This is a genomic window from Bacillus sp. AP50, assembly GCF_040492675.1.
GTDB classification, from domain to species: domain Bacteria; phylum Bacillota; class Bacilli; order Bacillales; family Bacillaceae_G; genus Bacillus_A; species Bacillus_A cereus.
The window spans coordinates 1-12,611 of the sequence record NZ_JBEUTW010000310.1; the positions used below are offsets into that span (position 1 = coordinate 1).

A 12,611-nucleotide genomic window follows, 5' to 3' on the forward strand; every position below is an offset into this window, starting at 1 on the left:
TGTTATACGCTATCTTTTAATTAAGAAACTTTTTCATGTAGTCAATATTACATATTAAAAAAATGCTAAAGCCTTAATTATAGCAAGCTGTTAAAATGAGCGTCTATCAATTTTTTAAAACAATTATAAGATAAACCATATTTAGCAGTTTGTCAATTTCTTTATCCGTTTTTTAAGAGTTATTTGAATTACGATTTATTATACCTAAATAACTTCAAGTTTTTAATTATTAGCCTGTTAATAAAGTGCAAAACTTGTAGGTTTCTTAATCCTTCCACTAACCTTAAGGTATTTTTAAAATTTCTCCTCAAGATTATGAAGCAATTTAAAAATCATCACTCGTTCGCCTGTACGGGAGCTTATATCCGTATGAAAGCTTTTCACTTTCTCTCCAGTTAATTCTAGTATAATCTCTTTCAGATCATCAATTCCAGATTCAACTAGCTCCGAACGATTCTTCTTTATCGTTAGCATACCGTCTTTTGTTTCGCAAACACTATATTCAGCCGGCGTTAAAACACCTTGTAAATTTACGATAATCATATCCCGTAATATATCTGTCTTAACGGATATAGACCCGCGTCCTAGGTAGTCCTTTTCCCAGTGAGTAATTGCTTTGCTTATCTCTGATTCAATAGAGCCTTTTGAGCTTTTCATCTATGTATCCTCCTTCAATAAAATAAATTTACAATAACAATATAATAATCCGGATTGATTTTATTTTCAATTATTGAGAAGAATTTATTGGGATTGCAAAAAAGAACTCTTATAAAATTAAGAGTCCCTTTTATATTAAATGCGCTTTTCCTTAGTAATGTAACGCAAAATAGCACTTAGGCATTTGTAGATTTATACAACATATTTCGAAGCAGAATACAAATAAACCCTAATACTAATGCAAACATGCCTACAAATAAAATATATTTCGTTCCAATTTGTGCAATAATTATCCCTGCGATCCCAGTACCAATTGTAGTCCCTAAATTACAAGAAGTTAAAAATAATCCATTAGCGAAATCTGGTGAATTAGGTGCTGAAGACATCATCCAATATTGATTGACATTACCACCAATCCCGCCAAAAACACCCCAAATTACAATAAAAATTGCAGTTGGTATCGCAAGATCTGATACAAAGAAAAAGGAAAAATATAATATCATTAGAGCAATGGGATAAATGATTACCGTACGGACAGGAGCTATTGTCAGTAATCTCCCTGCAAGAATATTCCCGATAATATTTGCTAACCCATAAACAAATAGCATGATACTTATCATATACGGCGACATTTTCGTAACTACATCTAAATATTCGGTTAGATAACTATAAATTCCAAATACCGCTCCATTTAAAAAAGTTACAGCAAGTATGGATAGCCATGTGATACCTTTCGTTAAAATCTTAAGCTGCGAACCATAAGAAAGCTTTTCCTGAACAGGCATAGAGGGAATAAATACGATTGTCATAATAAACGCAAAAATATTAACAAGTGCAAAAAATGTTAATGATATTTCAAGTGTAAATACATTTGCTAAAAAGTTGACAATCGGTACACCTAAAACCATACCAGCTGAAACCCCAATAAACACTTTAGCAACTGCTTTTGGAGCTTCTTTTGCACTAACTGAAGTTGCTGCTACTGATAAAGCCATCGATACGTACACTGGATGAAAGAAAGCCGGAATTACTCGTGCAACTAAAGCAACTGTAAAATTCGTTGTAAAAATTGAAATAACGTTGCCGATAATAAAGATTGCTAGTACGAACAACATAACCGTTTTTCGATTTACACCCGAAAAAACTAAAGGAAGCGTTGGAGCCGCAATGGCAATGGCGAGCGCGAACAAACTAACCATTAAACTTACCTTCGAAACACTTACATCAAAATGATCTGATAATGCCGGAAGCAAGCCAATATATCCCATTTCAGTATTAAGAATACCGAAAACCCCTACTGCTAATATAAAAATTAATACACTTTTTGAATTCTTCATAAAAAACATTTCAACTCCTCTTTCACTTCTTATCAATGCTTTTGGTAATGTGATTATAAAATGGTATTATTGAGATAACAAATACCTATATTGAATACATTCCTATAACAAATAGGCATACGAAGGAGAAGAGTTTTTTGGACATACGTGTATTACGCTACTTCATTGCGGTAGCAACGCAAGAGAATATATCTGCTGCTGCAAATGCATTGCATTTATCTCAACCTACATTATCAAGACAGTTAAACAACCTGGAAGAAGAGCTTGGAACTACTTTATTTGTGCGAGGAAATCGAAAAATCACTTTAACAGACGAAGGTATGTTTTTATTAGATCGAGCAAAAGAAATTGTGGATTTAGTAGAAAAAACAGAAGCTAATTTTAACCAAAAATCTGAAATTATTAGTGGAGAAATTCATATTGGAGCTGGAGAAACAGAGGCAATGCAGTTCATTGCACAAACTATAAAAAAAGTTGTTGCCCATCACCCTAACATTAAATTTCATTTATATAGCGGCAACGCTGATGACATTACAACAAAATTAGATAGTGGTTTATTAGATTTTGGTATCGTTATTGAGCCAGCAAATAAACAAAAATATGACTACTTAAAGTTGCCAGCTACTGATGTATGGGGCGTACTTATGCGAAAAGACACTCCCTTAGCGGAAAAAGCTTATATCCATCCAACAGACTTACTAAATAAACCTCTTATCATATCAAGACAAACGGCTGTAAGTAATGAATTATCAGGATGGCTTGGAGAGGAAATTGAAAACTTGAATGTTATAGGTACATATAATTTACTCTATAATGCATCCTTACTCGTAAAAGAAAATATAGGGTACGCATTATGTATTGATAAGCTTATGAATACGTCTGAGGAAAGTACACTTTGCTTCCGCCCCCTATCTCCTAAGCTAGAGGCTGGACTAAATATTCTTTGGAAAAAACATCAAACATTTTCAAGTGCTACAAAGATTTTTCTAACATATTTGCGAGGAGGTATGTAAATATTTTTGATAAACTGTATAGACTTATTTCTAGGACACATATAGCTAAAAAAGAAAAAATCTTAGATTAATTCTTTTTTTAGCAATGTGGTGCTCCCTCATCACCATCGAACTATAAAAAGCAAATACCCCAAAACGAAAAAACAAGCCGTTGTCTGTCAAATACACACTGGATTTTCGTTCTGGGGTGCTATAAATGTTTTAATTTGATAGGTACGGGGGCTACCAGAAAAAGAAGCCTATACATGTACCACAAGCTTTTTATCTGTTGGCAGTTTGTTTGATCAATTCACTTTTACTATCTCTTTGCAGCATAATTCTCCCCACCGCTATAAGAATGGTAATAATTGAAGTGCGAAGAAGAATATTCATATCGTGTGATAGATTTCCCCCTCCAAAAATTATTGTTTGATATCCATCGGCTACATAAGTTCCAGGGAAAAAAGAACCTACAGTTTGATAAAAATTTGATAGCAATGCTTTTGGGACAATTACTCCAAAAGTAACTAATTGTATTGACAGTGATATGATATTAAATACCATACCAGCAGGACCGAATAGAACGATAAACATTTGTGTTACGCTTAAGAAAGAGAAAAAGACAAGAGTTTGGAAGATCCATGTTTCAAATAAGCTTGTATTCAATTTAACGTTAAATACGGTCATCAATAATAACGTGATAATAGCTAAAATAACAGATACGACAATATTAATAACTTGTCTTGAGAAAAATATAGACCATTTTCCGTGCGTGTTTTTTAATATTGTTGCAACAATATTAAGATTTAAACTCATAAGCATAGCTCCAACCCATGAAGCAAGAACAATTAAAAATGGAATCATGGTTGCTGCAAAGCCATCTGTATTGTTTGTTTTTTCGACAGATGATTGCACAGAATCAATGTTTAATGAACTTACAGCTTTCGTAATGTTTTCTGATAACTTTTGGGCCAATTCTTCTGACGGTATCACTGTACTTAGTTCGTTAGATAGGTTAGATGAAATAAACTTTTGTTTATACGCATATACATTTTTATTAACTGTTTGCGTAATATCCTTTGCCGCGCCTTCCATAATCTGTTTTGCCAAAGATGAGTTTGCTTGATTGATGAAATAGTTAATCTCTGTAGTATTATTTTCTTTCAATAGGCTTGAGAAATTTGCAGGAATTTGAATAACCATATCTAAGTTCCTGTTATCCATGTCTTTTTGGGCGTGCGTTACCGAGCTATAACTTTTAACTTTAAAGGGCAGATTTTCCTTCAAGCTTTTTTCAATATCAGTTCCCATTTCATTATCTTCATTAACTAATCCGATTTTTAATTGGTTTACCCGATCAGTAACACCATCGTATGCAGTCATCCACACACAAAAGAAAATTAACAGAAAGGCAAATGCTGTTGCAATTCCAATGAATGTTGGGGGGAATTTAAAGAAATTTTTTAAAGTTTTCATTGTCGTACTCCTTGTTGTTTTATTATAGCAAGTACTTACTTGCATCTGGTGTAAAAAAAGACCTAGGGAGTTAGCCCCCTAGAAAATAGTTGGACACTATGTTTTAGAAAAATCTCTTTTGAATTTGAAAATAAATTGTCCCCGAAGCGTGAGTTAGAAAGAAAGTAACCGAAATTCATCCAAATAAAGTTCATCGCCTGAGCTTCCATATCAGTTTCAATAAGCTTTCCCTTTTCCCTCATCTCAATAAAATATGAAACCAAATTATCTTTTAATTGTTTAGGAATTAATGCAATTTTTTCTTTAAGCTCTGGGAACATTTCAGCTTCCTGAAAACTAATCAAAATTAAATCCTTTAACTTTTCTATATATGCAAGATATCCTTCTGCAATAGATAGCAAGTCATCTTCAAGATTCCAAGTCATCTCTCCAGGCATTAATTTATTCAATTCCATATCACGCGATAAAGATTCGACAGCTTTTTCCATAATATTCTTTTTGCTTCCGAAATTCCGAAAGATCGTTACTTCGTTTACGCCCGCTAATTCCGAAATCGAGCGAGTCGTCGTTCCCTTATAGCCATGAGTGCGAAATAGTTCTAAAAAAGCCTCAATAATACGTTCTGATGTATTTGTCATTTCATTCACGTTTCATCCAACTTTCACATAATCTTTATCCAAACCCGAATGCAAGTCGTTACTTGCACAAGTAGAATAAACCTTTTTGATCAAAAAGTCAACTTTATAAAAAAGCCGATTTCTTTATCGTATAGGAAATCGACTTTTGGCTTAATTATTGATTTAGTAACAAAAACACCTTTTTAAAATAACTATGTTTATACTATAGACGTTGATCTTTTTGGAAGTTTAGACGAAAATGATCCTCGTCATTATATACCCCAAATCCATACCCTTGCTCTTTATAAAATTTAATAATTTCAGGAAGAGCTTGTAATGTTTGCGCCTTTTCATGCATTAAAACAACTTCTACTTCTTCTGTTGTCTGTTTCTTTACATTATCGATAATCTGAGTTGGATTATCTTTTAATTTCCAATCATTTGAGTCTATTGTCCAATCCCAAACTTTTATTGCTGCTTCTACAATTTGGTTACGAATTTCCTCGTCCTTTAATCCTGGTGCAGATCCATATGGCGGACGAACTAGTTTAGGAGTTGTACCCGTAATATTATGGATAAGAGCTAACGTTTCTTTCATCTCCGGTACAAATTGTCCTTTTTTGTATAACTTATCACTATTATGTGTCATACTATGAGCACCAATATAATGCCCTTCTTTTACTGCTCGCTTTACGTTTTCCTGAAAACCTGTATTTTGTAAATTGCTACCTTGCATAAAAAATGTCGAGGCGACATTTTGCTCTTTTAGTACATCTAAAAATTTCCCAGTTAGTTCGCTAGGACCATCATCGAATGTTAAATAAACAACCTTTCCCACCGGTTTTCCATCAGGTCTTTTCTGTTTTGCTGGCGGTGTTTCCTTTTTCTTTTCTTCTTGTTGCGTATTAACTTGTTTACTACTTTCATTAGCTACTCCCTTCGCTGGGGTAGAGTTCCAATTTCCAATTAAGAAGAATGTGAAAAAGGTCGTCGCTAAAACAACTCCTAAAGATATGATTGCCTTCGTTACTACACTTGTTTTTTTCTTATTTTGTGATTCTTTCATTATTTTCCGATCCTTTCCCTATTAATTTTCATTATTTATAAGGCTGAGCCTTTATTCGACTGAATCATTCGTTTCAACCGATGTTTACAATAAATAGATTAATAGAGAGAGGTAAAGATAAAATGCAGATAGTGTCGAATTTGTTTAAAAATAATAAAAACGTGTAGAAAAAATTCTACACGTTTTTATTTAAATAGAAATAAAATAATACTCCATCTTCTGTATTTGAAACACCATATTCCGCATCATGTAGCTCTAATATATTTTTTGAAATAGCAAGTCCCAATCCTGTTCCACCTTTTGAACGTTGACGAGACGTATCCCCTCGATAGAAACGATCCCATATTTTCTCTAAATGTTCTGGCGCGATATGAGCCCCTTTATTTTCTACACATACTTTTACACGTTCATTCTCTTCTATTGTAGAAATAATAATATTCTCCTGTTCTGGTGTGTAACGAATCGCATTTGTAATAAAGTTCGTTATAACTTGTTCTATGCGATGCTGGTTTGCAACAACTTCAATTTTAGAAAGTTGTTTATGAACATATAATTGCTTAGCTGTTATATCCGAGGTTAATTGCTCACATATGTAATCGATCATTTCATCAATATGGAAAACATCCATTTCCATTTTATATGTACCAGATTCGAATTTCGCTAACTCCAGCATATCAATAATGAGCATATCCATTTTATCTACTTCTTTTGACATTGCTTTAAAGTAATACTCCTTTTTATTACTAGCAACACCATCCTCTAAAATTGAAATACAGCTCTTCATAATACTCAAAGGTGTTTTTAACTCATGTGAAACACCAGCGATAAATTCTTTACGTGTATTCTCTAATTGCTTTTCTTTTTCTATATCTTGCTGCAATTGATGAATATACGAATGCAAAGCTTTAGAAAGTGTATTAATATTTTGTGATAAATCACCTATTTCATCCTTTGTAGTAATAGGTATCGTCTCAGAGAAATCTAAACCCGCGATTTTTTTTGTAGTATCATTTATTTGTAATAATGGCTTGGCGATTTTTTTTGAGTAATAGAACGATATCAAAACAATTAAAATCAATACAAAGATAATTAAATATACATAATAATCCTTTATCATTTGTACCGCTTCATCAACTGGTTGCAATGATGTCATAGCAAATATATAGTTTGTCTTACCCCCCGCGTCTTTTGTTGGCTTGATTAAAACTTTATATTTAATATCATTTTCTTCGTAATCCATTATTTCTGTAGAAGTAACATCATTAGATTTTTGATTCAATAATAAATCAACCTGAAATTGTTTTATTCTATCTATAAGCACACGATTTCCATATATAAAGTTCGTTCCTACAGTCCCCTCCGGTAATTGCACGTTTTGAATGCTTCCCGCTAAATATAATTGTGAACTTTCTTTTGAAGATACGGCTTTTGGCCCATACAACCTTTCTGACAGTTGCTTGTTCTCTAGCCCAACATTCTTCTCTTTTATTGTTAACATCGCAGGGACTACTATATCCCCCTTCTGTACTCCGTCGATAATAATATGACTCCCTTGTTCTAAACTATATTTCATCCTCTGTATATCTTCTAAATTGATAAAACTATACAACGGTATGTGAATGGAACGTTCAGAAAATATCTTATTTTCGTTTGGGTCTAATTGAATTTCTATAGAAAAATCATTTGCATATTTTATATTACCTACACTATCTAACGTTGTAATCCATGTCGCATTCTCTTGATAGAAATTTTGTTCTAATTCTTGAATTACTTTCGCATCATCTCCAGCTTTTATATATGCTTTTTCAAAGGATTGAATATTTGTTTTAATATCATTAACTTTTCGATTTGCGTAGTATTGCTTAAAAAATATAGTTTGTCCAATAAAAATAGTTACTAAAATAAGTGTGCATAATGCTGTTGTTAACATAAATAACTTTAATACAATTCCTTTTTTCATACTTGTCCCTCAAATTTATAACCAGCTCGTACAACCGTTACAATACAAGCTGCTTTTTGTCCTAATTTATGACGCAAATTACGAATATGACTATTAACAGTGCGATCATCCCCAGCGAATTCATAACCCCAAATTTTATTGATTAGTTGTTCTCTCGAAATTACAATTCCTTGATTTCGCATGAGATACGTTACTATTTCAAATTCTGTATGAGTCAAATTTATGTCTTCCCCATCTATAGTTACTGTACGAGAAGGAAAATGTACATGGATACCACTACTCGTTAATGTGTCTTCAGCTGGTACATTAACAGCTGAAGAATATCGGCTTTCCATTAATCGTTTTGCTCTTGCTAATAAAATAGGAGGACTATACGGCTTTGTAACATAATCATCTGCTCCTAGTTCAAATCCAAGTAAAGTATCATCTTCATCCACCCGAGCCGTTAGCATAATAATAGGTACATTAGATTTCTTCCGAATTCGCCGACAAACCGTCCAACCATCTAATTCCGGTAACATAATATCTAAAATAATTAAATGCACCTCATGCTCTTCAAATATAGATAACGCTTCTTTCCCATCCATCGCCTCTAAGACGTTATACCCTTCGTTTAATAAGTAATCTTTCATAATTTCACGTAAAATATCTTCATCTTCTACAATTAATATTGTTCTTTGCATCTTTTATCTTCTCCACGATTTATTTTAGTTAGGAAGAAATAGTTCATTTTATATGTTAACCAATTAGAAATCTTTCACTATTTCCGTCACTACTACATACAACATAATTATATCAAGATAATAGCATACCGGTATAAAGATAAAATACAGAGATAGCCTTACTATTGAAATGCTATTATAATTTTGTAATTGGAATCAAATAAAAAACCAAAAGAAATACTATGATATCGCGACTTAAACTAAATAATATAGTGTATATCAAAAATGAGTTTCCTGAATACTTTCGAAATGGAACAGTAAAAAAACAGTCTCAGTACATCAAAGTTGATTTAGAACACATTATGAATACCTTAAAACCTGGACAGGTGTGAATTTAGGGTAATATCATATTTTCCATTCAAATATGATAGAATAGAAGATATATCCAAAACGGAGGAATAACAAATGAACTCAAACACAAAACAGTTTATTTATGATATCCAGCAAAGAAAGAACAATTATATAGAAAATGCTTTAATAGCAATACAACACCCTAAAAAAGAGCAATCTGAACAGGTCATTCAAAATATAGTAGAGAAGATGGATATGATGATTAGTCTAGTTACTACGTACATGACGATTGAATCCGGATCTACGGAAGAATTAAAAGAACTTCAGAAAGAAATTATCCATGCTCAAGCATATATTCAAAAACGAAAATTTGAAGAAACACAGAGATAAAACCCTGTGTTTTTATTTGATTATTGCTTTGGCATAATCCATACAATTTGTTGAATGCGTACAATATATGGCGCCGTATCTTCAATGAGCAAATGATCTGGTTTCACATCCTTTAATTTCCCTCTTATATTTCCTCTTACAGTTTCAATAACCACATGTTTACCAATTACTGATTGTAATGTCTGATATACATAGGGATTAGGCACACTTACCATATTTTGTTTACTAAAGTCATTTCCCTCCAAATAACTCATTCTATAAGACTCCTTTCTAACTTGCATTCTTTCTACTAATATATGATATAAATCTTATAAATATGCTAGAAGGATAATTCATTATATGGACGGAAATAACATTTTAATAGGGTACGGTTTCTATTTCTACATTGCTAAAAAATTATTTATATAAAGTTACTTTTACTAGTTAATAGGAGATGATAAAGGGATATTTTGAATATACATCTAGGTTGTTCGTTTCTGGATATGTATCATTTTAAATACGGCCTTTATTAGAATAGTGCTCATACTTTTTTTGAGATTCTTTCGTAATACGTGCGTTAAGTAAAATTGCTAACAATAAAAACACTCCATATTTTCCTCCTGTAGCTCCTATGATAATCACACTACTACAAACAAGTATAATTAATAGGATAAACGAAACTGAATAAATACGGTCATAATTCTTTGACATCTTTTCGTATTTTATGCGTTCTTTCCTTGCATTCATCTAAATTCCTCCTTTAAATTACCCATTTCACTATCAAATAAATCTCACCCTTAAAAAGGAAATAATATAACGTTATGTAAATTAGTTTGTTTTTTTATCAACTAATTTATATAACGTAAAAAGAAACCCTACCAATATTAAGCTTTCCATTATGATAATTCCGACCCTCTCCTTCCTTTTAATCCCAACACATCAAATAAAAGTTGCAGCAAACAAAAAGGATCATCCCTTTTCGTAAAGGATCATCCTTTTCTTCATTCAACAATTTTCAGGTATTCTTGATTGATTAAAATAACAGCCGGTCCATCTACAACAATTCCACCAACTTCAATTTTTTCATAAGGCTCAATCTTAATAGAAGTAATCCCTTTCCGCTTCTTTAACTCGTTACTTAATTCTTGCGTTGGCATGCGTTTCATATCTTCACCCCTTCTTATTGTTTCATTTAATCTTATTATGTTAAATAAATTGTAAAAATGGTTTCTAGTTCTAGAAATCCCATCAATTTGTATCGTTGACCATATATTTAGATGTTACCAACTCGCGTATCTCTCTTATGAAAAGAAGATAAGCAATTACTATTCACTGTCTCAGTGAATGTAAAAATTCTTAAAGATAGAGATGAGATTGATTGTTTTTTCTTTTAGAAATAATGACTTAGATATATATACCTAAAACAATGAAAGCCCTACCTCTCTTTCATCCTTACGGCTCCTTGTCCGTGCCAGTGTGAATGAGGATTGCAAAAATTCAAGTGACTATTTGATCGAGTTATTTAATGAAACTTCGAACGTTCGTAAAAGAAATTTAAAAATAAAAATGGATTAGATTGAAGTAATAACAAAAGAGGTTCCTACTCTAAAAGTAAGTTGAAGAAATTGAATGTCTTTGAAATGAGTTGCTTTTAATACTCATCATATTCCCGAAAGATTTAGAATGTTTTTAGAGGATATAACGCAGTATTTATAATGAACCTTAACAGAAACTTTTTATTTGATTTTCAGTGATTCCTTTAATTAATTCTAGTTCACTGACCAAAAATCTATATGCATCATCCAACAATTTTTTTTCGCTTGTATTGAGTGCTTTTTCTTTCTTCATACGCATTAAATCCCGTACAACTTCAGCACCTTCTTGTATTTCACCCGTTTTTATTTTGTCCGTGTTCACCTTATGCCTTTGTTTCCACGGCAGTAATTTACAGGATTCTTCATGGTGAAAAATGTGTATAATGTGCTTTAATGCAAGTATATCAATAACTGGGCGTATATTCGAATTCAATATTTTACCCGTAGGAATCATGACTTGCATATTACTGATCGACATTTTTATGACAAAATACTGTTGTTTTTTTCCTGAGAATTCTTTTTCTTCTATGGCTTCAATTATACCTGCTCCGTGCATTGGATAAACAATGTTATCGCCAATTTGAAACATATAATCCACCTCCATATATGGTAACCTTCTTAACTTTAACATATATGTGTTTTTTTATCAAATATTTTATAATATCATAAAATTATTTTTGCTGTCAATTACTTTTTCTTTAAAAATCAAATCGAATAAAAATAGCACAAAAAACATAGGGAGTGTGTCAGATTTCCCATAAAGGGAAGGGGAATTTCCCCTCGTATATTCTGAAACCTCTACTCATTAACGTAGATCAGTTTTTCCCTTGAAAACGACCAAATCGATCCCTTATTTTTTTCAATCTTGTGTGGTAATCCAAAATCTCAATTCTTGCTTTTTCAGCTAGAGGTGCAATTGGTCGTAGGGCTTTTAAACCCCAATACTCAATCACTACATCAAGTACTTGATCAAAATATTGTAGTGGTCCATAGTTCGCTTCTTTTGCAATTACAGCCATTCTATTTTCAAAATCAGGCATGACGGCACCTGGCATTTTAAAATTCTTAATTACATTGGCAATATGATAGCAATAATTAGGTTCTAATTCCAAATGTGTTCGAATGACGTCTCGATAAAAAGCATAATGAAGAGTCTCATCTTTGGCAAGACGACGTAATAACGTAGCAAGATCTGGATCATGCTTACTTGCAACCTTAGCAACATTATTGTAAAACACCATTGTTGCAAGTTCTTGTAGCGTCGTATACGTCATAGCTTCGATTGGTGTATGAAAATCAGGTTCAAATCCCCCCTCAACGACTGACTTTCTTAATTCATGTATTCGTTTAGGATTCACACTTCGAGTGAGTAGTAAATATGTCTCCAATAGATTCGAATGTTGATCCTCTTCTGATGTCCAAGTATGAATAAAGTCTGTAATAACAGAGAGGGAGCCTTTAAAAGTCGCAGATAAATACGTGGTAAACCAAGGTAAATTCACTTCTGTTAATAAAGCTGTTTCAATGGC

The 12,611-nt window shown here is 32.4% G+C and carries 14 protein-coding genes; 2 read left to right on the forward strand and 12 right to left on the reverse strand.

What is annotated here, in order from left to right; genetic code table 11:
* Positions 1–294: 294 nt before the first annotated feature.
* Positions 295–657, reverse strand: a complete 363-nt coding sequence (locus tag ABWK52_RS20890) for a DUF2294 domain-containing protein (protein WP_000842548.1) — start codon at positions 655–657, stop codon at positions 295–297.
* Positions 658–833: 176 nt separating this feature from the next.
* A complete protein-coding gene (locus ABWK52_RS20895; RefSeq protein WP_000465842.1) occupies positions 834–2,003 on the reverse strand; it encodes an MFS transporter in 1,170 nt (389 codons plus the stop codon).
* Positions 2,004–2,131: 128 nt separating this feature from the next.
* On the opposite strand from ABWK52_RS20895, the gene ABWK52_RS20900 reads away from it, so the two are divergent.
* Positions 2,132–3,007, forward strand: coding sequence for a LysR family transcriptional regulator (locus ABWK52_RS20900; RefSeq protein WP_061654889.1), 876 nt, complete (start codon positions 2,132–2,134; stop codon positions 3,005–3,007).
* A gap of 261 nt (positions 3,008–3,268) precedes the next feature.
* Here ABWK52_RS20900 and ABWK52_RS20905 read toward each other — a convergent pair whose 3' ends face one another.
* The 5 genes from ABWK52_RS20905 to ABWK52_RS20925 form a co-directional block, all read right to left on the reverse strand.
* On the reverse strand, positions 3,269–4,462 hold the full coding sequence (locus tag ABWK52_RS20905) for a YhgE/Pip domain-containing protein (RefSeq protein ID WP_000854132.1): 1,194 nt from the start codon (positions 4,460–4,462) through the stop codon (positions 3,269–3,271).
* 62 nt (positions 4,463–4,524) lie between these two features.
* On the reverse strand, positions 4,525–5,109 hold the full coding sequence (locus ABWK52_RS20910) for a TetR/AcrR family transcriptional regulator (RefSeq protein ID WP_001004645.1): 585 nt from the start codon (positions 5,107–5,109) through the stop codon (positions 4,525–4,527).
* A gap of 193 nt (positions 5,110–5,302) precedes the next feature.
* The gene (locus ABWK52_RS20915) at positions 5,303–6,145 is read right to left on the reverse strand and encodes a polysaccharide deacetylase family protein (protein WP_061654890.1); all 843 of its coding nucleotides are present in this window, start codon (positions 6,143–6,145) and stop codon (positions 5,303–5,305) included.
* Between the two features lie 175 nt (positions 6,146–6,320).
* Positions 6,321–8,105, reverse strand: coding sequence for a sensor histidine kinase (locus tag ABWK52_RS20920; protein ID WP_097797467.1), 1,785 nt, complete (start codon positions 8,103–8,105; stop codon positions 6,321–6,323).
* Positions 8,102–8,788: a response regulator transcription factor gene (locus ABWK52_RS20925; protein ID WP_001189873.1), complete on the reverse strand. Its 687-nt coding sequence runs from the start codon at positions 8,786–8,788 to the stop codon at positions 8,102–8,104. Before ABWK52_RS20925 ends, ABWK52_RS20920 begins: the two co-directional genes overlap by 4 nt.
* Before the next feature lie 444 nt (positions 8,789–9,232).
* On the opposite strand from ABWK52_RS20925, the gene ABWK52_RS20930 reads away from it, so the two are divergent.
* Positions 9,233–9,508 (forward strand): hypothetical protein, encoded by a 276-nt coding sequence (locus ABWK52_RS20930; protein ID WP_353772109.1) that lies wholly within the window; start codon positions 9,233–9,235, stop codon positions 9,506–9,508.
* A gap of 20 nt (positions 9,509–9,528) precedes the next feature.
* On the opposite strand, the gene ABWK52_RS20935 is transcribed toward ABWK52_RS20930, so the two are convergent.
* The 5 genes from ABWK52_RS20935 to ABWK52_RS20955 form a co-directional block, all read right to left on the reverse strand.
* Positions 9,529–9,762 carry a YuzF family protein gene (locus ABWK52_RS20935; protein WP_000120817.1) on the reverse strand — a complete coding sequence of 78 codons (234 nt, stop codon included), beginning with the start codon at positions 9,760–9,762 and terminating at the stop codon, positions 9,529–9,531.
* Between the two features lie 238 nt (positions 9,763–10,000).
* Complete coding sequence (locus tag ABWK52_RS20940; RefSeq protein WP_000993974.1) at positions 10,001–10,234, reverse strand: hypothetical protein; 234 nt, start codon at positions 10,232–10,234, stop codon at positions 10,001–10,003.
* A gap of 254 nt (positions 10,235–10,488) precedes the next feature.
* Positions 10,489–10,653, reverse strand: coding sequence for a BC1881 family protein (locus tag ABWK52_RS20945; RefSeq protein WP_000827566.1), 165 nt, complete (start codon positions 10,651–10,653; stop codon positions 10,489–10,491).
* A gap of 556 nt (positions 10,654–11,209) precedes the next feature.
* Entirely contained in the window at positions 11,210–11,671 is a 462-nt protein-coding gene (locus tag ABWK52_RS20950) for a CarD family transcriptional regulator (RefSeq protein ID WP_000486305.1), read from the reverse strand.
* Between the two features lie 226 nt (positions 11,672–11,897).
* Positions 11,898–12,611: acyl-ACP desaturase (locus tag ABWK52_RS20955; protein WP_353772110.1), on the reverse strand; the 714-nt coding region annotated here is incomplete at its 5' end.